The organism is Actinopolyspora sp. BKK2 (assembly GCF_011291845.1).
GTDB lineage: Bacteria > Actinomycetota > Actinomycetes > Mycobacteriales > Pseudonocardiaceae > Actinopolyspora > Actinopolyspora saharensis.
Genome location: NZ_JAANTE010000006.1, coordinates 168,729 through 195,307 on the forward strand (window position 1 = coordinate 168,729; position 26,579 = coordinate 195,307).

The following is a 26,579-nucleotide window of genomic DNA, read 5'->3' on the forward strand; positions in this document are numbered from 1 at the left end:
GAGTCCACCGAGCCGACCGCGAACTCGGTCCACAGACCGTCCGGTGCCGCGCGGGCCGAAGAACACCCCGCCCGGGAGGGTCCGACACCGCGGTGTCCACGCCCTGAACCACACGAACCGCTCCTCCGGTGGAATACTCGACGGCCGGAATCCCGTTGGTCCCCGCGGCACACACCGCCACGAGCCAGCAACAATCCAGTCCAGCCAGGAGCCAGCCCGTGACTGACGGACCACTGATAGTTCAGTCGGACAAGACGGTACTTCTCGAGGTGGACCACACCGGGGCCGAAGAGGCGCGTACCGCGATCGCACCGTTCGCCGAGCTCGAACGCGCGCCGGAGCACGTGCACACCTACCGGATCACCCCCCTCGCGCTGTGGAACGCCCGCGCCGCAGGGCACGACCCCGAGCAGGTCGTGGACGCCCTGGTCAACAACTCGCGCTACCCCGTTCCACAGCCGCTGCTGGTCGACATCGTCGAAACGATGGGCCGCTACGGCAGGCTGGAGCTGACCCACGACCCGGCGCACGGCCTCGTGCTCGGCGCACGTGACCGGGCCGTGCTCGAGGAGGTCCTGCGCAGCAAGAAGATCAAACCCATGCTCGGCGAGCGCCTGGACCAGGACACGGTGGTGGTCCACCCCAGCGAGCGCGGCCGCCTCAAGCAGACCCTGCTCAAGCTGGGCTGGCCCGCCGAGGACCTGGCCGGGTACGTGGACGGCGAGGCCCACCCCATCTCGCTCGAGCAGCACGGCTGGCAGCTGCGCGACTACCAGCGCCAGGCGGTCGAGTCGTTCTGGGCCGGGGGCTCCGGGGTCGTGGTGCTGCCCTGCGGCGCGGGCAAGACCCTGGTCGGGGCCGCGGCCATGGCCGAGGCCGGTGCCACCACGCTGATCCTGGTCACCAACACGGTCGCGGGCAGGCAGTGGAAGCGCGAGCTCGTCGAGCGGACCTCGCTCACCGAGGACGAGATCGGCGAGTACTCGGGTGAGCAGAAGCAGATCCGGCCGGTGACCATAGCCACCTACCAGGTGATCACCCGCAAGTCGAAGGGCGAGTACCAGCACCTCGACCTGTTCGACTCGCGCGACTGGGGGCTGATCATCTACGACGAGGTGCACCTGCTCCCCGCGCCGGTCTTCCGGATGACCGCGGACCTGCAGTCCAGGAGGCGGCTCGGGCTGACCGCGACGCTGGTCCGCGAGGACGGGCGCGAGGGCGACGTGTTCTCCCTCATCGGGCCCAAGCGCTTCGACGCCCCCTGGAAGGACATCGAGGCGCAGGGCTGGATCGCACCCGCGGACTGCGTGGAGGTCCGGGTGACGCTGACCGAGAACGAGCGCATCGAGTACGCCACGGCCGAGGCCGAGGACCGGTACAAGCTCTGCTCCACGGCGCACACCAAGGCCTCCGTGGTGCGGGCGATCCTCGACCAGCACCCGGAGGAGCCCGCGCTGGTGATCGGCGCCTACCTGGAGCAGCTGCACGAGCTGGGGCAGGAGCTGGACGCTCCGATCATCGAGGGCTCGACCAGGAACAAGGAGCGCGAGAAGCTCTACGAGTCGTTCCGGCGCGGTGAGATCAACCGGCTCGTGGTCTCCAAGGTGGCCAACTTCTCCATCGACCTGCCCGAGGCCTCGGTCGCCGTGCAGGTTTCCGGGACGTTCGGCTCCCGCCAGGAGGAGGCGCAGCGGTTGGGCAGGCTGCTGAGGCCCAAGGCCGAGGGTGGGCAGGCCCACTTCTACTCGGTCGTGGCCCGGGACACGATGGACACCGACTACGCTGCCCATCGGCAACGATTCCTCACCGAGCAGGGATACGCCTACCGGATAGTGGACTCCGAGGACCTGCTCGGACCCGCCATTCCCGATGTGGACGCCTGACCTCGCCGCGGTGCCCACGGCCGGCAGCGAATCGACCGGGACCACCGGTCGCGCCCGGGCAGCACCCGTGACGTGTTCGCGTCCACCGGACGTCGCTGGAGGCCAGGATGAGCACCGATAACAAGGAAACTCCTCCCATCGGGGGCGCCCACCGGTTCGTCGGTCTCGCGGAGAACCTGGAACGGTACGCGGGGAGGCCGTCGGAGGCGGAGCCACCGAACGTGAACGGTCCGGACCGCGGCTACGGGCTGGTCTTCTTCCACCTGGACGAGTACCACCTGACCTCCGTGATCAGCTCGGGGCTGCGCTTCCAGCCCATCGGGGCCGAGCCGGCCCAGGAGCTGGCGTGCACGGTCTACCGGGAGCAGGCCGAGGCGGCCCGCTACCTGGTGGACATCTCCTCCGAGCTGCTGGTGCGCAACAGCACCCACCTCGTGCCGGACCAGCTCGTTCCCAACAACCAGCCGCTGCTGGCCGGGACCGAGTTCCACGCGCTGCTCGCGGGTGGGCACCCGATGTTCCCTCCCGAATTCACCAGGTTCACCGACGCCCAGGGCGTGGAACAGCTGCAGGTCTTCACGCTGCTTCCGGTGACGCTCGGCGAGCTGAACTTCGCCCTCGACCGGGGGGTCTCCGCGCTGCGCAAGCAGTGGGCCCGCTTCGAGGTGGACGTGTTCGACCTGGGCAGGCCCAGCGTGGCTTGAGGGATCTCCGCGGGTCGTCCGTCCGGCGAGCGGCCACTCGGCGGAATCTCTCGCGGCGATGCCGATTGCTCGGGTGGTGCGTCCCGGCGCTGCCGCGCCGAAAGGGCAACCCCGGAACCAACCGTCGACCGGTCGGAGAGCATCAGCGTGAGTTCCTCGCGGGAGGACCTGGCCGGTAGCGGGGTGTGCGGTGAGCCGTAATCGGATGCCGCGGGTGGTACGCGCGTGCCAGGATCGTGAGCATGGACTCCTACCCCGGCAAGAAGGACCTGTCCGAGCTCGATGCGGTACGCGTCTACAGCCTGCCGATGCGCACCAGATTCCGGGGAGTGACGGTGCGCCGGGGAGTGCTGCTCAGCGGTCCTGCCGGCTGGGGGGAGTTCTGCCCGTTCGAGGACTACTCCGACTCCGACTCCGCCCCGTGGCTGGGGGCCGCGCTGGAGAGCTGCTTCGAGCGCTGGCCGGAGCCGGTGCGGGACGCGGTCCCGGTCAACTGCACCGTCCCCGCCGTGGGGCCGCAGCGCGCCCACGAGATCGCCGCGAACTCGGAGTGCGGCACGGCGAAGGTCAAGGTCGCCGAAGCGGGCCAACCCGCTTCCGCGGACGTGGAGCGGGTGGAGGCCGTGCGTGACGCGCTCGGTGACTCCGGGGCGGTGCGGGTGGACGCCAACGCCGCCTGGGACGTGGACACCGCGGTGCTGCGCATCCGGGAGCTCGACCGCGCGGCCCGCGGCCTGGAGTACGTGGAGCAGCCGTGCGCGAGCATCGCGGAACTCGCCGCCGTGCGGAAGCGGGTGGACGTGCGCATCGCGGCGGACGAGTCGATCCGACGGGCGGATGACCCGCTGCGCGTGGCCGTCGCGGACGCCGCCGACGTGGCGGTGATCAAGGCCGCCCCGCTGGGGGGAGTGCGCCGCGCCCTGCGGGTGGCCGAGGCCTGCGGCTTACCCTGCGTCGTCTCCTCGGCCGTGGAAAGCAGCGTCGGACTCGCCGCGCAGCTCGCGCTCGCCGGAGCGCTGCCCCGGCTGCCGTTCGCCTGCGGGCTGGGCACGATCTCGCTGCTCGACGGCGACGTCGTCACCGATTCCCTGCTGCCCACCGCCGGAAGGATGCCCGTGCCCGAGCGAGCTCCCGAACCGGCTCCCGCGCTGGTCGCCGCCGCCACGCCGACCGCGGAGACCCAGCACCACTGGCTGGACCGACTGCGTCGGGTGCACGAGGAGATGGCCGGATGAGCTGTCCCGCACCGCGGCCGCCCTCGACACCGCGGGACGACGTCGACGAAGCGACGCGCTCCACCGGGACCGTCCCCTCGCACGGCAGCCGCGCAACTCTGCCCCGGCGATTCGTCGTCGACGCGCGGCGTCACGGCCCGGTATGTCCGATACCGGAAAATCCTGCCGGGGGAAAAGTCGACATCTGGGTGCACATTCCGCGAACATTTCCTCCCCGCCCGGAGTTCACATTCTTGATCAGTTGGTCCGCTGATCCGGATCCGATCTCCCGGACACCGCGCTCGTCGAGCGCACCGCCGGCGAATGCGGGAAAAACCGCACACGGCCGACCGCGTGTGCGATAGCCTCTGATCACCGCACGGAGCGGCATCGCGACGCGTAAGGAACCGAATGCCGTCGTCACGCGTCCGAGCAGGACGATTTCGCAATCAACTAGGGGGCAACACGCATGTCCGTTGCAGCGGCCGGGCGTCAAGCCATGTCCGCGGTTACCGAGAATCAGGGGTTTTCCGGTGACTCCGAGCAAAACCCGGTCGAAGGATTCACGACCGACCCGGCCGACTTCCTCTCCGCTCGGGAGCAGGGCAGCTCTGCCGGAACCCGGATCGAGCAGCGAACCGCACCGATGGGCGAGATCAGCCAACTCGTCAACAGCAGCGTTTCCGAGCGCGGCAACGACGGCGAGTGGGTCAACGTCATCTGCCCCGTGGTCATCCCCAAGCGCAACGCCCTGACCAGCATCGCGCTTCCGGTGCTCGCGCTGGCCGTGATCGCCGTGCTCGGCACGGTCGCGGCGCAGGCCACCGGTGTGGGAACGGCGTGGTTCGGCCCGCACATCTGGGTGCTGCTGGCGATCGCCGCCGTCATGCTGTGGGCACGACGCAGCATCGTCATGGTGCCCGAGGGCTGCCACGCGATGATCACCAAGTTCAGCAAGCTGGACCGGACGGTCGGTCCGGGACGCACCGTCCTTCTCGATCCGCGCAAGCAGGTCAGCTACGTGCTGAACACGACGCGGGAGTACCCGTTCAACGCACCGATCAGCGAGGCGCCCACCCGGGGCGGCATCAAGGCCTCGGTCGACCTGTTCCTGCAGTTCCGCATCGAGGACCCGACGCAGTTCATGTTCGCGCTCGGAGCGGTGTCCGGGTTCTCCGACAAGCTGACCAACGCGGTCAGCGAGGTAACGCGCAGCCTGATCTACCAGCAGCGCGCCGAGGACATCTACGACCTCGTGGGGGAGAGCACCCAGGAACTGCTGGACAACCTGAACGAGCAGTTCCTGCCCGCAGTCCGGCTGACCAGCGCCAACATCACCCACGCCGAGCCGAGCAGCCAGCAGTACCGGGCTGACCTGGCCGCGCCGGAGATGGTGCGGATGGCCAAGGACGCCTACACCTACGAGTACGAGCTCAGCCTGCGCAAGGAGCAGGACGAGGGCGATCTGAACAAGGAACTGGCCTCGATGAACGAGAGCCTGTCCGGGATCAAGGCCGAGATCGCCAGCTACCAGGCTCAGATGGACACCTCCCTGGAGCGGGAGACCAACCGCGCCAAGGCCCAGGCGCGGCAGCGCTTCGTCGAGGCGGAGAGCACCGCCAACGCCAACGCCGCCCTGCTGGAGGCCCAGGCCCTGGACATCCGGGCGCTCAGCGCCGCGGACAACCCGGAGATCCTGGAGTACCACTACGAGAAGGAGACCCTGGACAAGCTGGAGAGCCTCGCCGAGCACCTTCCGACGCTCCTCTCGCTCGGTGACGGCGAGAACATCGACTACCTGGCCACCGCGCGGCAGATGCTCGGGGCCACGGAGGACGGGGGCGGACTCTCCGAGGCGGACGTGGCCGCCATCCAACAGCGCGTCGAGACGATCCAGCAGCGCGTGCGCGAGCGCGAGGCCGAGATCGAGCAGCTGCTGGCCGCGGGCGGGCACACCGGGACCGATGCGGACCCGACCTCCGATTCCGCGGACTCGGAGGAGGACCGGACCGCCACCCCGGCGTCAGCCGAGCCCGCGGACACGCGGGAAGACCGGACCGCCGAGGCAGCCGAGAACGGCGCGAGCCCGAGCGACGAGCAGCACCAGGCAGGTGAGCAGTGATGGCGAGCCAGGAACGCGGTTTCTCCAAGATCACCGACGCGGTCGCGTCGTGGTCGAACATCCGCCAGCTCATTCGCGGCGGTGACGAGGGCAAGCTCGTGCCGGTGGTGATCCCGAAGGACAACCGGGGCATCGGCTGGCTCGTGCTGCTGTTCGTGGCCCTCTACCTCGCCGGGACGGCGGCGTTCAGCAGCGGGCTGATCGCCGCGGCCACCGGAGCGGGGGCGGCCCTGGCCCTGGTGCTCGCCGCGATAGCGCTGTGGCGCGGCTCGATCGTGGAGATCGAGCAGGGCACCACCGGCATCCGCAGTCGTTACGGCGCGTTCACCGGAACGCTCGACCCCGGCCGGCACTACCTGTGGTGGCCCTGGGACAAGGTGGAGTTCATCGTGGACACCACCACCGAGATCCCCTACAGCGCACCGGTGGCCGCCTGCCCCACCGCGGAGGACGTGCCGCTGAAGGCCATCGAGTTCTTCCTGAAGTTCCGCATCGACAACCCGATCGACTTCGTGCGCACGATCGGCGCGGGCAACTTCGACGCGGTGCTGTCCAGCGCGGTGCAGGACGCGATCCGGCAACGCGGCAGGCAGGTGCACACCGAGGACGCCTACGACCTGCGCGGCAGCGACGTCGAGGACATGCAGGCGACACTGAACCGCCAGCTGAGCAAGTACGGCGTGTGGATCCTCGGGGCCAACATCCCGGACGTCCAGCTCCCGGACCAGTACCAGCAGCACCTCGCCACGAGGGAGCGCGTCTCCAAGGAGCTCAGCGCCTACGAGCGCGAGTGGGAGCTGACCCGCAAGCGGCGCATCGACAACCTGTCGATGGAGATCGAGCGGGCGAAGAAGACGCGCGACGCCAAGCTGGTGGAGGTGAAGGCGGCCCGCAACCAGGCGCGGCGCGACGTCGCCCGCAGGTTGGAGGAGCAGGAAACCGAGGCCCAGCGGGCTCAGTGGGAGATCGAGGCCCGCGGCAGGGCCACGCTCACCGAGGCGCAGAACGAGGCGAAGTCCCGCGAGCGGCTGGGCCGCGCCTACCGGGACAACCGCGCCGTGCTCAGCTACGAACTGGCGCAGCGCAGGCTCGAGGTCGGTGCGAAGCTGGCCGAGCGCGCGCCGCGTCCGGTCGTCGTGCGTGGCGGTGGCGGTGAGCAGTCGACGCTGTCCACGCTGCTGGTGTCCCAGCTGCTGCCGAAGATGAGCGCGGAGGCGTTCGCGAACGATGACGCCGCGTCCCGCTCGGGCGGTTCCGGCGGCTCCCGGAGCGGGAGCTCCGTGGACGAGGCGATGCAGGCCGTCGACCGGACCGAGGAGTTCGCGCAGTCGATGCTGGACAACGGCAAGGGCAACCAGTAGTTCCCGTTGCCGGGGTTCCTCGCGCGATCCCGTCCGCACAGTTCGAGTGCCCGGTCCCCGCGGGGGCCGGGCACTCGGCCGAGCCGTGCGACGTCTCCCGTCTCAGCGCTTCCGGTTGGTTCTCCTGCGCAGCAGCACGAAGGCCACGGTCAATCCGACCACCGCGGCGGCCACCGGGGCGAGCCGCTTCAGCACCGGCATTCCCGCCGTGCCGAGCAGGTCCACCGCGTCCTCGGCCTCCCCGGATAACTCGGCGGCCTTCCGGTCACCACCGGCAGCGGCACCCGCCGCGCCCTCCGGGGAGGCCCCGTCCCCGGTCCCCGCGGTTTCCGGTCCCGGCCGCTGACCGGACGACTCGACACCGGTGACCTTCCAGCCGGTCCGCCCTTCGGAGCTCTCCTGCCGTTCCTGTTCGTCCGCCTGCTCGCTCGTCGCGGCGGGCTGTTCGCCGTCCGGGAGGTGCCCGTTCCGGGAGACCGCGGACCCGACGCCCTCCTCGGCCGCACCGGCGGCCTCTCCGGTGGTGGCGGTGGTGGCCTCCTCGGTGGTGGCCTGTGCTGCTCCCTGGCCGGACTCGGCGCCGGTCAGCCGCTCGGCCAGGCAGTTCGCGAACTGGTTGATCAGCTTCTCCGCCACGTCGGAGATCAGCCCACGGCCGAGTTGGGCGGGCTTTCCGGTTACCTTCAGGTCCGTGTCCACGTGCACGGCGGTGCTCGTGCCCTCGGGGCGCAGCGTCGCGCTCACCGTGGCCGAAGCGGTGCCGTTGCCACGCGAGTCCTTGCCGTTGGCGTCCACGACGGCCCGGCGCGCCTCGGGATCCACCGAGGTGAAGCTGCCGCTGCCCTTGTACAGCAGCGAAACCGGACCGAGTTTGACCTTGACCGAACCGGAGAACTCGTTTCCCTCCACGCTCTTCAGCGTCGCCCCCGGCATGCACGGCGCCACCCGTTCCAGGTCGAGCAACGCCTGCCAGGCGTCGTCGACCGGAACCGGCACGGTGAATTCGTGCTCCAGCTGCACTGGTCCTCCTCATCGCATCAGCCGGATGTCCGTCCGGATCGGCGGTCTCCTGACGGCGCAGGAGAGGTCCCGGGCATCTCTTCGGCCCCGCAGGCGCCGAAACCCTTGCCGAGCACTTCCGACGAAGGCCCCGCTCCACCCGAGTGCTTCGCTCGAGCGGTCGGCACAGGAACTCCTGCTCGAAAGGATCACTCCAACGAAGGCGCTTTGAGCCCGAGCAGTCGGCACCGCCACCCGCACCGCCAAGCAACCACCCACGCCAAGCCAGTCCCCGAAAAACCTCCACCCCAACGCAAGCGCTTTGAGCCCGAGCAGTCGGCACCGCCGCGGGTTCTCTCGTGGTGCTCTCGCGAGGAAGGCCCGACGTTGTGTAGGTCGCTACCCGATGTCGGGCCTCCCCGCAGCGAGAGCCCGCGAGAGGTTCCGCCACGGAACCACCTGAGACAAGCCAGTCCCTGAAAAAGCCTCACCCCAACGCGAGTGCTCTGAGCCTGAGCAGGAGGAGAAGATCCGGTGCGTGAGTCGGATGCATTGCAAGGCCGGGCCGCTCGCAGCGTAGGTCGCTACTCAAGAGCGGCCCAACACAGCAAGGCGCCGACTCACGTGCCGGCTAACCGACCATCCGGACAAAGCTCCGTCGGGAAAATTACGAACTAGCGGTGGTCAAAGCCCTCTTGGTCAACACCTCGGCCAAGTGCTCCCGATACTCCACATCGGCATTGGCGTCGCTGCCCGCGCTCGTTCCCTCGGTGGCCCGCGCTGCCGCCTGCCGTATCGCCTCCTCGGTGGGGGCCGCGCCGAGCAGCGCCTGCTCCACGCCCTCCGCGCGTATCGGGGTCGCTCCCATGTTGGTCAGCCCGACCCGCGCGCGGGCGACCTTGCCGCCCTCCACGAGCACCGTGGTCGCGACTCCCACCACCGACCAGGCCTGCGCCACCCGGTTGAACTTCTCGTAGTGCGCGCTCCACCCGGTGTGCTTGGGCACCCGGACCTCGACGAGGACCTCGTCCGGCTCGAGCGCCGTGGTGAAGTAGTCGACGAAGAACTCGCGCGCCGCGATGTTCCTCCTGCCGGAGGGACCGGCCACGACCATCTCCGCGTCCATGGCCAGCACCGGCGCCAGCAGGTCGCCCGCGGGATCGGCGTGGGTTATGGACCCCCCGAACGTCCCGCGGTGCCGCACCTGCGGGTCTGCGACGGTCCGCGTCGTCAGCGCGATCAGCCCGGCGTGCTCGGAAACCAGGTCGTCACGCAGCACGTCGTGGTGACTGGTCATGGCGCCGATCACCAGGTCGTCACCTTCCTCGCGGATTCCGCGCATCTCGGCGACCTTGCCGAGGTCCACCACCAGCGCGGGATCGGCGAGCCTCATGCGCAGCACCGGGAGCAGGCTCTGCCCTCCGGCGAGGACCTTGGCGTCCTCCCCCGCGCTGCTCAGCGTCCGGACCGCCTCCTCCACCGTGGAGGGGGCAACGTAGTCGAACTCCGCGGGAATCACCTGTCACCTCCGGTCGCGAGACCACCGTCGTTGTCGCCGGATCCGAGCCCACCGTCGGATTCCGCCGCGGCGGAACTCGACCGGGCCTCGGACAGCGCTCGCCACACCCGCTGTGGCGAGCACGGCATCCGCACATCGTTAACCCCGTAGTGCCTGATCGCGTCGACCACCGCGTTGACCACGGCCGGGGTGGAGGCGATCGTGCCCGCCTCGCCCACTCCCTTGACTCCGAGCGGGTTGGACGTGGCCTCGGTCTCGGTGCGGTCCGTCCGGAACTCGGGCAGGTCCATCGCGGAAGGGACCAGGTAGTCCGCGAAGGTGGCGGTCGTCAGCGTGCCGTCGTCGTCGTGAACCGCCTCCTCGTACAGCGCCTGGGCGATCCCCTGGGCCAGTCCACCGTGCACCTGTCCCTCCACGATGAGCGGGTTGACGACGCTGCCGACGTCGTCCACGCACACGTAGGACCTGATGCGCACCCCGCCGGTCTCGGTGTCGACCTCCGCGGCGCACAGGTGCGTGCCGTGCGGGAAGGAGAAGTTCTCCGGGTCGTAGCTGGCCTCGGCGTCGAGGTTCGGCTCCACCCCCTCGGGCAGGTCGTGGGCGGTGAACGCGGCCAGCGCCACGTCGGTGATGCCCATGCCCTTGTCCGTGCCGCGAACCGCGAAGCGCCCCGCGGTGAACTCCAGGTCCTGCTCGGAGCACTCCAGCATGTGCGCGGCGATCTTCCCGGCCTTCTCGACCACCCTGTCGGAGGCCTGAACAGCCGCGATTCCCCCGACCGCGAGCGAGCGGGACCCGTAGGTGTCCAAGCCGCGCGGTGAGGACTGCGTGTCCCCGTGCAGCACCTCGATGTCCTCGAAGGGCACGCCCAACCGGTCGGCGACGATCTGGCTCCATGCGGTCACGTGGCTCTGCCCGTGCGGCGAGGTGCCGGTGACCACCTCCACCTTGCCGGTGGGCAGCACCCGGACCTGGGAGTGCTCCCAGCCGCCCGCCCCGTAGGACAGCGAACCGAGCACTCTGGAGGGAGCAAGCCCGCACATCTCGGTGAAGGTGGAGATCCCGATGCCCAGCTGGACGGTGTCACCGCGCTGCCTGCGCTGCACCTGCTCGTCGCGCAGCTGCTGGTAACCGAACATCTCCATCGCCCGGTCCGTGGCCGCCTCGTAGTTCCCGGAGTCGTAGGTCAGCCCGGCGACGGTGTCGAAGGGGAACTCCTCGTGGCCGATCCAGTTCTTGCGGCGGACCTCCATCGGATCCATGTCGAGCTCGGCGGCCAGCTCGTCCATCATCCGCTCGATCGCGAAGGTCGCCTCGGGACGTCCCGCTCCCCGGTAGGCGTCGGTCGGTGTCTTGTTGGTGAACACGTTCGTGCAGGTGAACCGGTACGCGTCGAACTTGTAGATCGAGTTGAACATCAACGCGCCGAGAATCGGCACCCCGGGCGAGACCAGCCGCAGATAGGCTCCCATGTCGGCGAGCAGGTCGACCTTGAGCCCGGTGACGGTTCCGTCCGCGCGCGCGGCCAGGGAGAGTCGCTGAACCTGGTCCCTGCCGTGGTGGCCGGACAGCATCGTCTCTGACCTGGTCTCGGTCCACTTGACCGGACGCCCGAGCTGCTCGGCCATCAGGAAGGTGAGCATCTCCTCGGGGGTGACCTGCAACTTGCCGCCGAACCCCCCTCCGACGTCCGGGGCGATCACCCGGATCTTGTGCTCGGGGGTTCCCAGCGTCATGGCGATCATCGTGCGCAGGATGTGCGGCACCTGAGTGGCCGACCAGACCGTGTACTGCTCCCCCGTCGGGTCGACGAGCACCGAGCGGGGTTCCATGAAGGCGGGGATCAACCGCTGCTGCCGGAAGGTTCGGTCCACCCGAACCTCGGCGTCCCGCAGCGTCTGCTCCACATCGCCTCCGGTCCCGGCCTCGACCGAGTCGAAGGTCCACGTCGCGCTGCGGTTGGTGCCCAGTCCCTCGTGGACCAGCGGGGAGTCGTCCCGCGCCGCCGACTCGATGTCGAGCACGACGTCGAGGTCCTCGTAGTCGACGTCGATCGCGTCCAGGGCGTCGCGCGCCTCGGCGGGGCTGCGCGCCGCGACCATGGCCACGGCCTCACCGGCGAAGTTGACCGAGTCGACCGCCATGGAGGGGGCCTCGGGGGCTTTCATGTCCTCGGTCACGGGCCAGGCGCACGGCAGGCTGCCCTGCCGCTGCGCGATGTCCGCCCCGGTAACCACCGCGTGGACCCCGGACATCCGGCGCGCTTCCGAGGTGTCGATGGAGCTGATCCGGGCGTGGGCCACCGGGCTGCGGAGCACGGCGAGGTGCACCGTGCCGGGAGGGTTCATGTTGTCGGTCCAGCGCGTCCTGCCGGTGACCAGCCGGGCGTCCTCCTTGCGCTTGCGCGCGCGACCGAGCTCGGGTTCGGACGGGCTCACTGGCGTGGCGGTCATCACTGTCCTCCCGTCACACGTGCGTCGGCCTGCTCGGTGGAGGTGCGCGGGGCCGGTGCCTCCCCGGAGCGCTCCATGGCCGGTCCCGCGCCCGGCCGCATCTGCTCGGAGGCGTCCCGCACGGCGCGGACTATGTTCTGGTAACCCGTGCAGCGGCAGAGGTTGCCCTCCAGCCCTTCCCGGATCTGCTCGTCGTCCGGCTCGGGGTTCTCCGCGAGCAGGTCCAGGGCCTGCATGATCATCCCCGGGGTGCAGAACCCGCACTGCAGCGCGTGGTTGTCGTGGAAGGCCTGCTGCAGCGGGTGCAGCCCTCCCTCCTGGGAGAGGGCTTCCACGGTGGTCACCTCGTGGCCGTCCGCCTGCACGGCCAGCACCGAGCAGGACTTCACGCTCTGCCCGTCCATGTGGACCGTGCAGGCCCCGCAGTTGCTGGTGTCGCAGCCGACGACGGTGCCGACTTTGCCGAGCTGTTCGCGCAGGTACTGCACCAGCAGGGTTCTGGGCTGCACCTCGTCGGTGTAGGTGGTTCCGTCGACATCGACGGTTATGCGCGGCATTGGGCCTCCTCAACGGGCCTGGCCCGCGGTGCGCGGACGTACGTTCGAAACACCCCGCCCGAGTGACGGGAGTCACAACTCAAGAGCCTGCTACTTCACTGCGCCTCAAGCAAGCCCACGATCGGTCGGGATCATGGTCCCGAACGACACGTGTCGTGTCCGAACAGCGACACAGCGGGATTCCGGCCACGATCCGGTGAAACTCCGCAGCGACCGCGCGGTGCTCCTCACCGCGCGAACCACCGACACCACCGCGGGGTCTCGTGCCGCACGAGGGGAACGTCTCGCGCGAAACCGTCACCCTGGAGCGATTCCAGAAAGAACGTCTCGCGCGAAACCGCGCGTCCCCCAGGGCTCCGGGGCGCGGTCGCCACCCGATGTCGGGGTACCCGCAGCCGGGCGCCGACCGAGGTTCCGCCACGCGACCCGCTCGCCACCCCTCACTCACCGGGACTGGCGGTGCACTTCCTCCCAGAGCGTCCGCAGAGCCTCCAAACTGTGCCCGGCCACCAGCACGTCCACATGGGGCAGTGCCGCGACTATCCCGGACTGCACGGGCGAGTACTCCGCGTGACCCGCGTGGGGGTTGGCCCACAGCACGGCGCGCGCCAGTCGGCGCAGCCTGGCCACCCCCTCGGCGAGCTCGGTCGTGTCCCCGCGCTCCCAGCCGTCCGAGAACAGCACCACCACGGCCGATCTGGCGGCGCCGCGCTGCCCCCAGCGGTCCAGGAAGACCCGCAGAGTCTCCCCCAACCGGGTTCCCCCGGAGAAGTCCGGCACGGCGCGACCGGCCGCGGCCAGCGCCACCTCGGGGTCGCGCTGCCGCAACTGGCGAGTGACCCTGGTCAACCGCGTTCCCAGGGTGAAGACCTCGGTGCTGGCCGGAGCCGCCCGCACCACCAGGTGCGCGAAGCGCAGCAGGGCGTCGGCGTAGGCGCTCATCGATCCGGACACGTCCACGAGCAGCACCACCCTGCGCGGCCTGCCCGCCCGTGCCCGCCGAGCGAGCCGCACCGGTTCCCCACCGGACCGGAGCATGGCACGCATGGTCCCGTCCGGATCCAGCGTTCCCCGACGAGCCGGGCGTCGCCGCAGCGAGGAACGCCGCGGTGGACGGAGGTCCAGCCGGGACAGCATCCTGCGCAGGTGGGCCCGCTCCGCCTCGTCCAGCTCGGCCAGATCTCTCCTGCGCAGGGTCTCCACGTCGCCCGCGACGGCCAGCTGGTCGGTGTCCGCGGCCGTGGACTCCCCGCTCGAGTCCCCGCCGAGCGGGGCCGCCCGCGGGCGAGCGGGACGCGTCCGGGCAGCCGCGCCACCGGACTGCTCGACTCCGCCGAACCAGGCGGCGAAGGCGGCGTCGAACAGCGGCAGATCCTCCGGCTCGGAGCACAGGGTCAACCTGCCCGCCCAGTACAGCCGCGTCCACTCGGCCAGGTCGACGTGGGCCGTGGCGTCCAGAAAGGTCCTGACCCGCTCCGGGCCGCAGGTCACCCCCGAGTGGCGCAGCGCCTCGGCGAAGCCGACGAGCCCCTCGAGCGTGTGATCCACCTCGTCCATGTCCGCATTGTGCACCTCGCGGGGCGGTCACGGCTCGGTTCCGACTCCGGCGGGCACGCGCTGCGGAGCGGCGGGACCGGCCGGGGAGCTCGACAACGGCTCACCGCTCCCGCCTGCCGTTCCGCGGACTTCCGGTCCTCGATCAGGCGAAGACGATGGTGTTGTTCTCGGTGCGGATCACGCGGTCCTCGCTGTGCCAGCGCACCGCGCGCGACAGCACGGTGCGCTCCACGTCGGCCCCGCGACGTCGGATGTCGGAGACGGTGTCGGCGTGGGTGACCCGCACGACGTCCTGCTCGATGATCGGACCCTCGTCGAGATCCTCGGTCACGTAGTGCGCGGTGGCTCCGACGAGCTTGACCCCGCGCTCCTTGGCCTTGGCGTAGGGCGCGGCCCCGATGAAGGCGGGCAGGAACGAGTGGTGGATGTTGATCACCGGCACCCCGAGCTCGGACAGGAACTCACCGGACAGGATCCGCATGTAGCGGGCCAGCACCACGAAGTCCACATTGCCCCGCAGCAGCCGCAGGTGCTCGGCCTCGGCGGCCGGTTTGCCCAGCTCACCCGTTGGCACATGCACGAACGGGATGCCGAAGGCGCGCACTTCCTCCGCGGTGTCGGTGTGGTTGGACACGACCATCGAGATGGTCACCGGCAGCTGCCCCCTCCGGTGCCGCCACAGCAGGTCGAGCAGGCAGTGGTCCTCCTTGGAGGCGAAGATCGCGACGCGCTTGGGCACCGACATGTCGCGCAGCGTGAATCCGAGGTTGAACCCCTTGCCCAGCTCGGTCTCCAGGTCCCGCTCGATCGTGGGGAGCACGGCCTTGAGGTCGTCGAGACTGAACACCGTGCGCTGGTAGAACGCCCCGCCCTGCGGGTCGTCGGAGTACTGGTCCAGCGAGACGATGTTCGCACCGTGCCCGCTCAGCACCGCGCTGACCGCGGAGACGATGCCGGTGCGGTCCTCGCCCTGCACGATCAGCGAGGCGTGGTTCTCCCACAACGCGCGGTTCTGGGGCGAGGCGGACGAGTCCGTCCGCGACGTCGCCGATTCTGTCGTCAAGTCAGCCTTCCTTCCGCCGGAACTCGGTGACCCAGTCCGAGGTGGCCTTGAGTCCACCGAAGGTGTAGAAGTGCAGTTTGAGCTCGCCGTGACGCTGCGCGTCGTAGTTCCGGGCCAGGTCGTGCAGGAACCGGTCGGGGCCCGCAGTTCCCATCAGATTGGTCAGCGACAGCCCGTACTTCTTGGCGATGCCCGCGCTCGTGCCGACGCTGAACCGCGCGCCGTAGCGCAGCAGCCGCCGGATACCCGCGGGTCCCGGCACACCGACCCGGATCGGTAAGTCGATTCCACGCTGCCGAACGGCCTCCGCCCAACTCAGCACCGGGTCGACGTCGAACCCGAACTGGGTGATGATGCCACCGACCAGCCCGCGCTGCCGGATCGTCCCGGACTTGTCCTCCAGCGCCGACCACAGCGCAGCGTCACTGATGAACGGGTGCCCCTCGGGGTAGCCGCCGATGCCGACGCACCGCACGCCGTACTGCTCCAGCAGACCGGAGCGGACGACCTCGAGGGAGTCCTCGTACGGCCCTCGGGGGCTCGCCGGGTCACCGCCCACGACGAAGACCTCGTCACAGGAGCCGGCCTCCCGGATCGCGGCCAAGTACTCCTCCAGCTCCGCCCGCGATTCCAGTTGACGCGCGGAGATGTGCGGAACGGGCACGAATCCCGCGTCCCGGACGGCGCGCACGGCGCGCAGCCGCTGCTGCTGCTGTTCGTTGGCCAGGAAGGTCACGTTTATCCGACTGCCGCGCGGCAGGCTCTCCCGCGCACCGGTCAGACCGTCGATGTCCTTGCCCGTCATCTCGAACGAGACGTCCTCCAGGAGTCCGGCGAGCACGTGGGAGGGCGCGCTGGGGGCGGAACTCATGCATTCTCCTCGGAAACGATGTGTGTGGGGGCTCCCGGGGCCTTCCGGGAACACCTGCGCGAAGGCCTCTCCGGACCCCGGCGAGCGAAGTTCCCCGAGAGCGCGTTCGGCCGAGCCGACGCCCGCGGACGCGGAAGTCGCGAGGGACCGGTGCTCAGGCGTTGCCGCGGTCCAGCGTTCGGGCGTACTCGTCGTACGGGGCGGGAGCGACCGTGGCGCGGATGCGCGGGAGCCCGAGATCGGCCTCGGGATCGGTACCCGGCCCCGGGTGATCGCCCCACACCACGCTCACCTCGGTGCCCGGCTCGGCGAACCGGTTGTCGACCAGCGCCAGCGACAGCACGGTTCCCGCCGGGTCGAGCGAGGCGGAGTGGCAGGTGATGCCGACCAAGCCCTCGCGGGCCTGCACGCGCTGCCGAGCGTAGCTGAGGGCGAATTCCGGCTCGGTGCCCATCGCGGCCCGGGCGTCGGCGGGGTCGCAGACGAGCGTGACCTTGGTGCGCGAAACGGTGTCCTTCGCGCCCAGCAGGGCGTCCCTGCCGATGAAGTCGTGGTCGAACGAGATGATCCTGCCGTAGCCGAGTTCGTACGGCGAGCTGGTCACGCCCGCCCTCACGACCGTCCACATCGATGCCGAATCGCACGGGCGCATGACGGCGCGCACCGTGCTGGACCTGGACACCGCCGGGCTCGACGCTACCCCCGGACGGGTGATCGTCCGCGAATCGACCTGACGCCGGTCGTTCCCCACCACACAGCGGTGTCCCCGCTCCGGCGGGCCCTCCGGTGCTGGGAATCCCGCAGCGGCCCCGAGACGCGTCTCGCACACCCGTGGGCCGCCCGCCCCCGGTCTGGCAGGCTGATCGGTATGACTGGGCCAGAACACTTCAAGACCGCGCAGCGCCTGCTCACCGAAGCGACGGAGCAGAACGACCCGGAAAGCGAACGTACCTGCGTGGCGCGCGCTCAAGTGCACGCCACTCTCGCGCAGGCCGCCGCGACAGCGCAGGCGGGCGGGCCGATCTTCAACGAGGACGGCGAGTTCGTGATCGGCGGGATGACCGAACCGCAGGAGGCCGCCTGGAAAACCGTGCTCGATCCGGACGAGGGCGAAGCGGAGTAACCCCAGCACCGGACGCACCGACGTTCGCCACTTCCCCTCCGCAGGTGCTCGCGTGGTCGCTCCGGCGCCCCGCTCCGGGGAGACCCCGACTCGGGGTCTCCCGTTCAGGTGCCGAACCCCAGCACCCCCTCGGAGGCGCGCACCCGCTGGGCGTCCTCGCGGTACTTCAGCACCGTTCCCAGGGTGTGGGCCGCGGTCGCTGTGTCCAGCTCCGTCCTGCCGAGCGCGAGCAGCGCACTCGCCCAGTCGATGGACTCGGCGACCCCCGGTGGTTTGAGCAGCTCCATGGAGCGCATCCGGCGCACCGCCTCGGCCACCTGCTCGGCCAGCCGCTCCTCCAGGCCGGGAACCCGGCTGCGCAGGATGGCCACTTCGCGCCGCAGGTCCGGGTGCTCCAGCCAGTGGTAGAGGCACCGGCGCTTCAGCGCGTCGTGCACCTCGCGGGTGCGGTTGGAGGTCAGCAGCACGAGCGGGGGACGTCGCGCCCGGACGGTCCCGAACTCGGGGATGCTCACGGTGTAGTCGGACAGCACCTCCAGCAGGAAGGCCTCGAACTCGTCGTCGGCGCGGTCGATCTCGTCGACCAGCAGCACGCAGGGGGCCTGCCACAGCGCCCGCAGCAGCGGGCGGGCCAGCAGGAAGCGGGAGGTGTAGAGCTCAGCCTCCGCGCGATCGGTGTCGACGCCCTCCTCCGCCGTGGCCTCCAGCGTCCGCAGGTGCAGCAGCTGCCGCGGGAAGTCCCACTCGTAGAGCGCCTGGGCGGCGTCCATCCCCTCGTGGCACTGCAGCCTGATCAGCTCGACTCCGTAGGCGTTGGACAGGGCGTGCGCGAGCGCCGTCTTGCCGGTTCCCGGCTCCCCCTCGCACAGCAGCGGCCGTCCCATGCTGGCGGCGAGGAAGGCCGCAGTGGCTATGCCCTCGTCCGGAAGGTAGCCGGTGTCCCGCAACGCGGTGGAGACGTCGGCGGGGGAGTCCGGCGCGGCGGAGCTGCGATCGTCGAACATGCCGCGAGCGTATGTGACGGATCACGTTCCGCGCTGCCCAGCGGGGCCCCGCGAGCCGGTCGCGCCGGGAGGGCCCGGTGAGCACCTCGGCGCGCACGCCCCGTCACCACCGAATCCCGCTCGGGCCAGCCGTCCTGTCGAGGCCGCGGGCCGCACCGAATCCCGCCCGTTCCCGCCGAAGGACCGGGCGCCATACTTACGCGGGTAAGGACCACGTACGGCCGAGGTGGATCTTGAACCGGTTCAGCGGATTCCCCGCCCATGTCGAGAAGTACCTCGGCAGGATTCGCGGCGCGGACAGCCAGGAGACCGATTCGCGGGAACGGGGGTATCACCTCGTCTACTGCGACCCACCGCACGGCGCGCACATCTCGGTGCTCACCAACGGCCTGCGCTCGCACGCGGCCGGCGCACCACTGCCGCACGAGCTGGTCTGCACGCTGCACAGTGGACAGGAGCTGCACGCGCGGCACCTGACCGGCGTCATCGCAGAGCTGCTGGAGGAGTCGAACAGCCGCGTCGGCCCCGGCGCACTGATCATGAACGACAGGGCGCTGCTCCCGGAAACCGAGATCAGCGGGGCCCTGGCCGCTCCCCACCCCTACCTCGGCGAGGACTTCGACATCCTCCGCGACGAAACCGGGGAGGCCGTGCTGCGCATCATCACCCTGCTTCCGATATCGCGGGGCGAGGCGCAACTCGTGGCGCGCTACGGCAGCGACGTGCTCTACGACCGGTGGGAGCAGCACGACAGCGACCTGCTCGACGCCTTTCGCCCCTCCGTGGCCTGACCGGGCGCGGTTCTCCGCACGCGGGACGCGGCGCGCCCGGAGCCGCCGGCCCCGACCCGGAGGTGGCCGAACTCCGGGTAGCCCGGGGGTTGTCCCCCGAGGCGGGCGCGGGGGTTCGCGCCGTTCCATGGAGCCATGACGCACCAGAACGAGAACAGCGAGCACACCGCCGCCACAGGCGACCTCAGCCCCCACACCGCCACGAAGTACCGCAGGTTCCGCCGCTCCCGCGACGAACGCATGATCGCCGGGGTGTGCGGCGGACTGGCGGAACTGTTCGACGTGGACGCCGCGATCGTCCGCATCGTGCTGGTCGCCGCGACGTTGCTCGGCTTCGGGGTCGGCCTCCTGCTCTACCTCGCCTGCTGGATCGTAGTTCCCGAGCGGTAACCACGACCGCGCGGAGCGGAGCTCAGCGCATGTCCGGGGCCTGCCGGATGAACTCGTCGAGCACCCCCTCGGCGACGCGCACCCGCCCCTGGGGACGCGTCTCACCGGGCACGGTGCGTATCGACTCGGCGCGGTCGGCGAGCTCGGCCGCCTGATCGAAGCGGTCCGCGGCGGTCCGCGAATCACCGTCCGCTCGCGCGGAGAAGCCGTCCAGGGTGGTCAACAAGGCCTCGCCCCAGGCATCGGTGGCGCGCAACCACGGTCGCACGTCCGAGACGAAGTCCTGCGGCGCGTTCTCCTCGATCCGCTCCGGCGCGTCCGCGATCGACCGGGCGTAACCGCGCAGGTCGGCCACGGCCTGCTGTCCGTCCGCTCCGTCCGAGTTCCAGGCCTTCCGGAACTCCTCCAGCCTGTCCCGCAGCGCGGGGGCCGCACTCAGCCACGGCTCACCGCTCGGCAGGGGAGCCATGCGGTTCAGGTCGAAGAACACCATCAGCGAGTCGACGGTGGCACCGTCGGCCTCGAAGCCGCTCACCTCGTCGGTGAACCGGTCCCCCGCGAGGTACTCAGCCGCCTGGCGCCACGCGCGCTCGGCGTCGAAACCCGCGCTGTTCCACGCGAAGGCGGCGGCCGAGATCTCGACGACCTTGCTCGCGGCGGCCTGGTTCATCGGGTTGATGATCAGCCCGTCGAGCTGCTTCGTCAGCCCCTTCTCCCGCTTCGCGTACGGACCGAGCATGATTCGACCCTCGGTGGCGTCGAAATCGTTCACCGGGTAGTTGTCCCACAGCAACGGTTCCCGGCCCCACACCTCGGTCGCCGCCGCGGCGTCGGAGACCGAGACGCCCTCCGGGATCACCCCGTCACCGGTCCACATCACCTCGACCGAGGAGGACAGCTCCTCCCGCAGCGCGGTCTTGTAGGGCGTCCGCTCCGCGTCCGAGTACTCGGTGGGCACGGTCTGCAGCGGCTGGGTCCCCGGATGGGTCTCGACGAACTCGCTCTCGAGCCCGTTGAGCAGCTCGGCCTGGGCGCGACCCGCCGCTGCCGGTGAGGGTTCCCCGTAGCGGTCCCGGTCGGCGGAGCAGTTCCACTCGGTGTAGGAGATGTCGTCGAACGGCACCGCGAAACTGCGCACGCCGATGTCGTACATCGCCTGCAACTTGGCGATCAGCGCCTGCCGGTCCTGCTCGTCGCTGAAGCAGATCGACTGCCCCGGCGACACGGCGAAGACGAACTTCACGTGGTGCGCGGCCGCCTGCTCCACGAGTTCGCGAAGTCGCTCGAACCGGTCGGTCGGATAGGGTTCCCGCCACTTCGCACGGTGGTAGGGATCGTCCTTCGGGGCGTAGACGTAGGTGTTGAGCTTCATGGAGCCGTAGAAGGCCAGCTGGTCCATCCGCTCCGCGTGGGTCCACGGGCTTCCGTAGAACCCCTCGATCGTCCCGCGCGTGGGCACGTCCGGCTCGTCCAGGATGCTCACCCCGGCGATATGCCCGCCGGAAGTGATCTGCCGCAGCGTCTGCACCGCGTAGTAGGCGCCGGCCGCGTCGACCCCGCCGAGCACCACCGCGGGGTCCTGCCCGCTGTGCACCGTGATCGCGTAGCTCTCCCCGGCCAGCTTCTCGTCCTCGTCCTCGTCGTTGCGGTCCGGGAAGTCCAGCCCCGAGTGCTGGAGCTCCTTCCGGATCATCGGGGCCCAGCGGCTCCCGAGGCGCACCTTCAGGGTCGATCCGTCGACGGGATCGCCGGGCTGGCGCACCACCACGTCGGTGGCGCCGGCCTCGGTCAGCACGCGCACCGCGAGATCACGGGTCTGCGGATCGACCATCGGGTCGACGACGAGCTCCACCTTGCCCTCGACCTGCACGTCCTCGCCCTCGGAACGCAGCTGGCTCGGCTTCGGAACCACCTCGGGCAACCCGTTGTCGGTCTGCTCGCCGGCCCGGGACTGCCGCGCGGGCTCGGTGGTCCCCTCCGAGTCGGAGGAGGTCGTACCGTCCGTACAGCCCACCGCGAGGAGCGCCAGCACGCACGACAACGCCACCAGCAGCACCGGGCGGCGGGCGGTTCGCCGGAAACGGCCCACGGCGCCTCCTCGAGTTCGTCAACCGAAGCCGGTCGGTTGTTCGCGTTCGCAAGTGGCCTCACTGAAGTGAATCATGAGGGCGGGGACGGGTTCGAATCACCCGACCCGTTCAGGGGACGGATCCCACAGTCGTCCGGAAAACGGGGAGGTTCAGCGGACGAGCTCGACGAGACCGGCGGAAAGCCCCGCTCGCAGCCGCGCGCGCAGCTCCTCCGCATCGGAGATGTCGAGTGTCTGCTCCCCGCTCGCGGGGGATCCGGAGGCGTCCCCGCAACTGACGAAGAACCGCCCGCGGCCGCTCTCGCCTGCGGGTTCCAGCCGGGCGTGCACACTCCCGCAGGGGGTGGTGATCCGGGCCTCGCCCCGGCCCAGCAGCTCGGTCACGGCGTTGTCGACCTCCGCGACCAGCCACTCGGGAAGGGTCCGTAGCGGTATCTCGTCCTGCGGATCCGTCGGAAAGGCCTCCAGCCGCCGGTCGGCCAGCACCCGCTCCACCAGGAAGCGAGAACCGGCCAGATAGGTCTCCCCGAGGTCGATCTCGGTGGCCACGCACCAGGACCGGTCGGCGGGCCACCACAGGTTCGCGGTCTGCCCGTGCTCCGGCACGAAGGCCGACACCGCTTCCACCGGGCCGGTGTAGAGCAGGTGGTCGCGCTCCGGCAGCCGCACCCGCGGTCCCGAGCGGACCCACGCGGGCACCGGGTCGGGCGGCCGGGCTCCCGGGAGAACGGACCCGTCGTCGGTGATGTGATAAGCCGCGATGTCGTCCCAGCCGTGGCCGTCCCACAGGCAGAACCAGCAGTCCTGCGGGTCGGTGGTGCTCTCCCGGAGGATCTCGGCCAGCACGGCCGCGTCCCCGCGCGGCAGCGTCCCCTCAGCGGGTCCCTCCCCGTTCCAGGGCATCGGTTCCTCCGGCAGGTCCCGCGGCAGGGCGATCTCGGGGAAGCTCGCCCGGTCGTGCAGCTCGATCCCGCTCCACGCCGCCACTTCGGACCAGCGCACAGTCCTGCCCTCCGGGGAGAGCACCGGGTGCGGCAGGCGCGCGTAGCTCTCGAAACCGGAGGGGATCACCGAGAGCACCCGCGGGTCGGTCAGCTCGCCCATCGCCGGGGCGAGCCACGCGGCGCGCTCCGTGTCGGTGCTCCACTCGAACGTCGGCCGGTCCACACGCTCTCCTCTGGTGAGTCGTGGCGTAAGTCCGCGCAGCAGGATAGGGGCCTCGCGTGAGTCGGCGCAGCGGGAGCACCGGAGGTGCACCTCGAGCAGCGGGGGATCGACTCATACGCGAAAGGGCCGCTCCCCGGGCGGGGAACGGCCCTTTCGTCCAGCGTGCTCGTTCACGCCTCGGCACGGGTGCCGGGACGGACGGTGGCAGCGCCGATGTTCGTCCCGGAGGACGTCACATCATGCCGCCCATACCGCCCATGCCACCCATGCCGCCCATGCCGCCGGTCGGGTCGGCAGCGGCCTCGCCGCCGCCACCGTTCTTCTCCGGCTTGTCGGCGACCACGGCCTCGGTGGTCAGGAACAGGCCCGCGATGGAGGCGGCGTTCTGCACGGCGGAGCGGGTCACCTTCGCCGGGTCGATGACGCCCGCCTCGATCAGGTCCTCGTACTCGCCGGTCGCGGCGTTGAGGCCCTGGCCGGACGACAGTCCCTTGACCTTCTCGGCGACGACGCCGCCCTCGAGACCGGAATTGATCGCGATCTGCTTGAGCGGGCCCTCGACGGCGGTGCGGACGCTGTTGGCGCCGGTCGCTTCGTCACCCTCGAGGTTGAGGTTGTCGAAGGCGGAGACGGCGGCCTGCAGCAGGGCCACGCCACCACCCGCGAGGACACCCTCCTCGACGGCGGCCTTGGCGTTGCGCACCGCGTCCTCGATGCGGTGCTTGCGCTCCTTGAGCTCGACCTCGGTAGCAGCACCCGCCTTGATGACGGCCACGCCACCGGCCAGCTTGGCCAGCCGCTCCTGCAGCTTCTCCCGGTCGTAGTCGGAGTCCGAACGCTCGATCTCGGCGCGGATCTCGTTGACCCGGCCGGCGATCTGCTCGTCGTCACCGGCGCCCTCGACGATGGTGGTCTCGTCCTTGGACACCACGACCTTGCGGGCACGGCCCAGCATGTTCAGCTCAGCGCTGTCCAGCTTGAGGCCGACCTCCTCGCTGATGACCTGACCGCCGGTGAGGATGGCCATGTCCTGCATCATCGCCTTGCGGCGGTCACCGAAGCCGGGTGCCTTGACGGCAACGGACTTGAAGGTGCCGCGCATCTTGTTGACGACCAGGGTGGCCAGCGCCTCGCCCTCGACGTCCTCGGCGATGATCAGCAGCGGCTTGTTGGACTGCATGACCTTCTCCAACAAGGTCAGCATGTCCTTGATGTTGGAGATCTTCGAGCTCAGCAGCAGGATGTAGGGGTCGTCCAGCGACGCCTCCATCCTGTCCTGATCAGTCACGAAGTAGGGCGAGATGTAGCCCTTGTCGAAGCGCATGCCCTCGGTGAGCTCGAGCTCGAGCCCGAAGGTGTTGCTCTCCTCGACGGTGATGACGCCTTCCTTGCCCACCTTGTCCATCGACTCGGCGATCAGCTCACCGATCTGGGAGTCGCCGGCGGAGATGGCGGCGGTGGCGGCGATCTGTTCCTTGGTCTCGATTTCCTTGGCGTTCTTGAGCAGCTGCTCGGCGACCGCCTCGCTTGCCTTCTCGATGCCCCTCTTCAGGGCGGTCGGGCTGGCGCCTGCCGCGACGTTGCGCAGACCCTCGCGCACCAGCGCCTGGGCCAGAACGGTGGCGGTGGTGGTGCCGTCACCGGCGACGTCGTCGGTCTTCTTGGCGACCTCCTTGACGAGCTCGGCGCCGATCTTCTCCCAGGCGTCGTCGAGCTCGATCTCCTTGGCGATGGAGACACCGTCATTGGTGATGGTCGGCGCGCCCCACTTCTTCTCGAGCACGACGTTGCGGCCCTTCGGGCCGAGCGTCACCTTGACGGCGTCGGCGAGGGTGTTCATGCCGCGCTCGAGACCGCGGCGGGCGTCCTCGTCGAACGCGATCATCTTGGCCATTGCGGTGTGGTCCTCCAGCTTTTTGGACGCCGTGGGACCGGACGGCTCCACGGCAGGACTCGTGCTCGGCCAGGCTCGGTGCCCGCGACGGACGACCGGTCCCCGCACGCTTGTCCAAACGAGCGGTTGCGGCCTCACCGTCCCGACCTGGCACTCACCCCTACTGAGTGCCAGTATCGTGTTTAGCACTCACCGGTTGTGAGTGCAAGCCGCCGGGCGGAAGGAGACGCGGAACAGCCACCGCGAGCCGCCACGCTCACCCGAACGGTGCAGCGCTCGGCCCGTCCCCACCCGGGGAGGAACTTCCCGCGCTCCCACCGTTGCCGCCGAACCCACCGTCCAGCGGCGGCGCGGAGCTGACCGTCTCGCTCATGATGATGAACATCACCACGATCACGGTCACGGCCACGATCACCAGTATCGGAACCAGCCACCTGGCCGGACCGTCCGACTTCCGCGCGAAGGAGGTCGACTGGGCGGGCATTGGAGGCCGCACCCGAACCGGTTCCCCCCTGGGCTGCGGAGGCGGTTGCTGCCCCGGGGGAACGGGCTGACCGGGTCCGGGAGCCGCCGGCCCCGGGAACGGCTGCCCTCCGGGAACCTGCGCGCCGGCCGGAGGCGGACCGGCTCCCGGGGTGCCGCCCGGAGGCGTGCCCTGCTGCGGCGGCTGCGGCACGGGCCCCGACTGGGCAGGAAACGGCCCGGACTGCGGGGACTGCTCACTGCGCTTGCCCGATTCCAGGGCACTTCTCGCCGCGGAGATCAGCTCCTTGCACGTCCCGTAGCGCTGATCCGGGGTCTTGCCCATCCCGCGGCGCAGCACCTCGTCCACCGCGGGCGGCAGCGGTACCCGCGAGGTGACCCGCGGCGCCTCCGTCCGCAGGTGCCCCTGGATCACCTCCTGCACCTCGCCCTTGTACGGAGGACCGCCGGTCAGGCACGCGTAGAGCATGCAGGCCAGCGCGTAGAGATCGGTCCGCCCGTCCACCGACTCGCCACGGAGGTGTTCCGGGGCGGCGTAGGTGGGCGAACCGAGGAAGTCCCCGCTGCTGGTGCGGTGCCCGGTGGCCCCTCGCCTGGTCAGCCCGAAGTCGGCCAGGTAGACGTGCTCGTGGGCAGCCTCACGCGAGGTGACCAGCACGTTGGCCGGTTTCAGATCCAGGTGCACGAGCCCCTGCTCGTGCAGCGTGTCGAGAGCCTCGGCCGCCTGACCCAGCAGGTCGACCGCCCGCTCGGGGTCCATCGGCCCCTCCGAGATGAGGCTCGCGAGGTCGGAGCCGTCGACGAGCCGCATGGCGATGTAGAGCATCCCGTCGACTTCCCCGAAGTCGTACAGCGGGACGATGTTGGCGTGGTCGATGGCCGAGGTGTTGCGCGCCTCGTCGACGAACCGCTCGCGGAACTCGCTGTCACCGGTGATGTGCTCACCCATCACCTTGAGGGCGACCTTGCGTCCCAGACGGACATCGGTGGCGCGGTACATGACGCTCATGCCACCGCGACCGAGCACTCCTTCGATCTTGTAGTGGCCGAGACGGCTCCCGGTGAGGTCTTCCGACACAACGGCAGCCTAACGTTTCCGCACCGCCGACGTCCGCAGGTACGGCTCACCGATTCCGGTCCTGTCGGGATTCACGACTCACGAGCGAACTTAGGCAGAACTTCGCGCGGCTGGCCGGTCAGCTCTCCCCGGGCAACTCGCCGGAGCCCCGCGCGACCTCGCGGGCGGGCGCCCCGACATCGGGTGGTGGCATCGGGCCGCGGTCCACATGACGTCGGGGCGATCCGTACGGCACTGGCGAGAATTGTGCGAGCTCC

21 protein-coding genes are annotated in these 26,579 nt (G+C 70.1%); 8 read left to right on the forward strand and 13 right to left on the reverse strand.

The window, feature by feature from the left end; all coding sequences use genetic code 11:
• The first annotated feature begins 218 nt into the window (after nucleotides 1-218).
• From G9Q41_RS14530 to G9Q41_RS14550, 5 genes are all read left to right on the forward strand, one after another.
• Nucleotides 219-1,883 carry a DNA repair helicase XPB gene (locus G9Q41_RS14530; RefSeq protein ID WP_165632843.1) on the forward strand — a complete coding sequence of 555 codons (1,665 nt, stop codon included), beginning with the start codon at nucleotides 219-221 and terminating at the stop codon, nucleotides 1,881-1,883.
• A 107-nt stretch (nucleotides 1,884-1,990) separates the two neighbouring features.
• Complete coding sequence (locus G9Q41_RS14535) at nucleotides 1,991-2,587, forward strand: suppressor of fused domain protein (RefSeq protein WP_092524422.1); 597 nt, start codon at nucleotides 1,991-1,993, stop codon at nucleotides 2,585-2,587.
• Nucleotides 2,588-2,829: 242 nt separating this feature from the next.
• Nucleotides 2,830-3,822: an o-succinylbenzoate synthase gene (locus G9Q41_RS14540; protein WP_165632842.1), complete on the forward strand. Its 993-nt coding sequence runs from the start codon at nucleotides 2,830-2,832 to the stop codon at nucleotides 3,820-3,822.
• Nucleotides 3,823-4,270: 448 nt separating this feature from the next.
• Nucleotides 4,271-5,923: an SPFH domain-containing protein gene (locus G9Q41_RS14545; RefSeq protein ID WP_242687471.1), complete on the forward strand. Its 1,653-nt coding sequence runs from the start codon at nucleotides 4,271-4,273 to the stop codon at nucleotides 5,921-5,923.
• Entirely contained in the window at nucleotides 5,923-7,284 is a 1,362-nt protein-coding gene (locus G9Q41_RS14550; protein WP_165632840.1) for an SPFH domain-containing protein, read from the forward strand. The genes G9Q41_RS14545 and G9Q41_RS14550 overlap by 1 nt, the downstream gene beginning before the upstream one ends.
• A 102-nt stretch (nucleotides 7,285-7,386) precedes the next feature.
• On the opposite strand, the gene G9Q41_RS14555 is transcribed toward G9Q41_RS14550, so the two are convergent.
• From G9Q41_RS14555 to G9Q41_RS14590, 8 genes are all read right to left on the reverse strand, one after another.
• Nucleotides 7,387-8,304, reverse strand: a complete 918-nt coding sequence (locus G9Q41_RS14555; RefSeq protein WP_165632839.1) for an SRPBCC family protein — start codon at nucleotides 8,302-8,304, stop codon at nucleotides 7,387-7,389.
• Nucleotides 8,305-8,950: 646 nt separating this feature from the next.
• Nucleotides 8,951-9,802: a xanthine dehydrogenase family protein subunit M gene (locus tag G9Q41_RS14560; protein WP_165632838.1), complete on the reverse strand. Its 852-nt coding sequence runs from the start codon at nucleotides 9,800-9,802 to the stop codon at nucleotides 8,951-8,953.
• On the reverse strand, nucleotides 9,799-12,255 hold the full coding sequence (locus G9Q41_RS14565) for a xanthine dehydrogenase family protein molybdopterin-binding subunit (RefSeq protein ID WP_165632837.1): 2,457 nt from the start codon (nucleotides 12,253-12,255) through the stop codon (nucleotides 9,799-9,801). The genes G9Q41_RS14560 and G9Q41_RS14565 overlap by 4 nt, the downstream gene beginning before the upstream one ends.
• Complete coding sequence (locus G9Q41_RS14570) at nucleotides 12,255-12,812, reverse strand: (2Fe-2S)-binding protein (protein WP_092524436.1); 558 nt, start codon at nucleotides 12,810-12,812, stop codon at nucleotides 12,255-12,257. Before G9Q41_RS14570 ends, G9Q41_RS14565 begins: the two co-directional genes overlap by 1 nt.
• Before the next feature lie 444 nt (nucleotides 12,813-13,256).
• Nucleotides 13,257-14,369 (reverse strand): VWA domain-containing protein, encoded by a 1,113-nt coding sequence (locus G9Q41_RS14575; RefSeq protein WP_165632836.1) that lies wholly within the window; start codon nucleotides 14,367-14,369, stop codon nucleotides 13,257-13,259.
• Nucleotides 14,370-14,511: 142 nt separating this feature from the next.
• The gene (purU, locus tag G9Q41_RS14580; RefSeq protein WP_092527586.1) at nucleotides 14,512-15,372 is read right to left on the reverse strand and encodes a formyltetrahydrofolate deformylase; all 861 of its coding nucleotides are present in this window, start codon (nucleotides 15,370-15,372) and stop codon (nucleotides 14,512-14,514) included.
• Between the two features lie 61 nt (nucleotides 15,373-15,433).
• On the reverse strand, nucleotides 15,434-16,303 hold the full coding sequence (locus G9Q41_RS14585) for a methylenetetrahydrofolate reductase (protein ID WP_207631071.1): 870 nt from the start codon (nucleotides 16,301-16,303) through the stop codon (nucleotides 15,434-15,436).
• A gap of 154 nt (nucleotides 16,304-16,457) precedes the next feature.
• On the reverse strand, nucleotides 16,458-16,907 hold the full coding sequence (locus tag G9Q41_RS14590) for a hypothetical protein (RefSeq protein ID WP_207631070.1): 450 nt from the start codon (nucleotides 16,905-16,907) through the stop codon (nucleotides 16,458-16,460).
• Nucleotides 16,908-17,171: 264 nt separating this feature from the next.
• Here G9Q41_RS14590 and G9Q41_RS14595 point away from each other — a divergent pair, with 264 nt between their 5' ends.
• A complete protein-coding gene (locus G9Q41_RS14595) occupies nucleotides 17,172-17,426 on the forward strand; it encodes a hypothetical protein (protein WP_092524440.1) in 255 nt (84 codons plus the stop codon).
• 104 nt (nucleotides 17,427-17,530) lie between these two features.
• Here the strand turns inward: G9Q41_RS14595 and G9Q41_RS14600 are convergent, their stop codons facing one another.
• A complete protein-coding gene (locus G9Q41_RS14600; RefSeq protein WP_165632835.1) occupies nucleotides 17,531-18,430 on the reverse strand; it encodes a MoxR family ATPase in 900 nt (299 codons plus the stop codon).
• Between the two features lie 233 nt (nucleotides 18,431-18,663).
• Between G9Q41_RS14600 and G9Q41_RS14605 the strand changes: the two genes are divergently transcribed.
• Nucleotides 18,664-19,221, forward strand: a complete 558-nt coding sequence (locus tag G9Q41_RS14605) for a suppressor of fused domain protein (protein WP_092524444.1) — start codon at nucleotides 18,664-18,666, stop codon at nucleotides 19,219-19,221.
• Nucleotides 19,222-19,356: 135 nt separating this feature from the next.
• Nucleotides 19,357-19,611 carry a PspC domain-containing protein gene (locus G9Q41_RS14610; RefSeq protein ID WP_092524446.1) on the forward strand — a complete coding sequence of 85 codons (255 nt, stop codon included), beginning with the start codon at nucleotides 19,357-19,359 and terminating at the stop codon, nucleotides 19,609-19,611.
• Between the two features lie 22 nt (nucleotides 19,612-19,633).
• Here G9Q41_RS14610 and G9Q41_RS14615 read toward each other — a convergent pair whose 3' ends face one another.
• The 4 genes from G9Q41_RS14615 to G9Q41_RS14630 all read right to left on the reverse strand — a co-directional run bounded on the left by G9Q41_RS14615 (nucleotide 19,634) and on the right by G9Q41_RS14630 (nucleotide 26,322).
• Entirely contained in the window at nucleotides 19,634-21,700 is a 2,067-nt protein-coding gene (locus G9Q41_RS14615; RefSeq protein WP_165632834.1) for a beta-N-acetylglucosaminidase domain-containing protein, read from the reverse strand.
• A 150-nt stretch (nucleotides 21,701-21,850) separates the two neighbouring features.
• Complete coding sequence (locus tag G9Q41_RS14620) at nucleotides 21,851-22,867, reverse strand: hypothetical protein (protein WP_165632833.1); 1,017 nt, start codon at nucleotides 22,865-22,867, stop codon at nucleotides 21,851-21,853.
• 232 nt (nucleotides 22,868-23,099) lie between these two features.
• Nucleotides 23,100-24,761, reverse strand: coding sequence for a chaperonin GroEL (gene groL / locus G9Q41_RS14625; RefSeq protein WP_092527592.1), 1,662 nt, complete (start codon nucleotides 24,759-24,761; stop codon nucleotides 23,100-23,102).
• Nucleotides 24,762-25,017: 256 nt separating this feature from the next.
• Nucleotides 25,018-26,322 carry a serine/threonine-protein kinase gene (locus tag G9Q41_RS14630; protein WP_165632832.1) on the reverse strand — a complete coding sequence of 435 codons (1,305 nt, stop codon included), beginning with the start codon at nucleotides 26,320-26,322 and terminating at the stop codon, nucleotides 25,018-25,020.
• Between the last annotated feature and the right edge of the window lie 257 nt (nucleotides 26,323-26,579).

Coding starts and splice junctions, on each gene's coding strand:
- G9Q41_RS14545 (WP_242687471.1), top strand. CDS start 4,271: ATGTCCGTTGCAGCGGCCGGGCGTCAAGCCATGTCCGCGGTTACCGAG.
- groL (WP_092527592.1), bottom strand. CDS start 24,761: ATGGCCAAGATGATCGCGTTCGACGAGGACGCCCGCCGCGGTCTCGAG.
- G9Q41_RS14595 (WP_092524440.1), top strand. CDS start 17,172: ATGACTGGGCCAGAACACTTCAAGACCGCGCAGCGCCTGCTCACCGAA.
- G9Q41_RS14550 (WP_165632840.1), top strand. CDS start 5,923: ATGGCGAGCCAGGAACGCGGTTTCTCCAAGATCACCGACGCGGTCGCG.
- G9Q41_RS14540 (WP_165632842.1), top strand. CDS start 2,830: ATGGACTCCTACCCCGGCAAGAAGGACCTGTCCGAGCTCGATGCGGTA.
- G9Q41_RS14585 (WP_207631071.1), bottom strand. CDS start 16,303: ATGAGTTCCGCCCCCAGCGCGCCCTCCCACGTGCTCGCCGGACTCCTG.
- G9Q41_RS14575 (WP_165632836.1), bottom strand. CDS start 14,369: ATGGACGAGGTGGATCACACGCTCGAGGGGCTCGTCGGCTTCGCCGAG.
- G9Q41_RS14565 (WP_165632837.1), bottom strand. CDS start 12,255: ATGACCGCCACGCCAGTGAGCCCGTCCGAACCCGAGCTCGGTCGCGCG.
- G9Q41_RS14570 (WP_092524436.1), bottom strand. CDS start 12,812: ATGCCGCGCATAACCGTCGATGTCGACGGAACCACCTACACCGACGAG.
- G9Q41_RS14600 (WP_165632835.1), bottom strand. CDS start 18,430: ATGTTCGACGATCGCAGCTCCGCCGCGCCGGACTCCCCCGCCGACGTC.
- G9Q41_RS14535 (WP_092524422.1), top strand. CDS start 1,991: ATGAGCACCGATAACAAGGAAACTCCTCCCATCGGGGGCGCCCACCGG.
- G9Q41_RS14610 (WP_092524446.1), top strand. CDS start 19,357: ATGACGCACCAGAACGAGAACAGCGAGCACACCGCCGCCACAGGCGAC.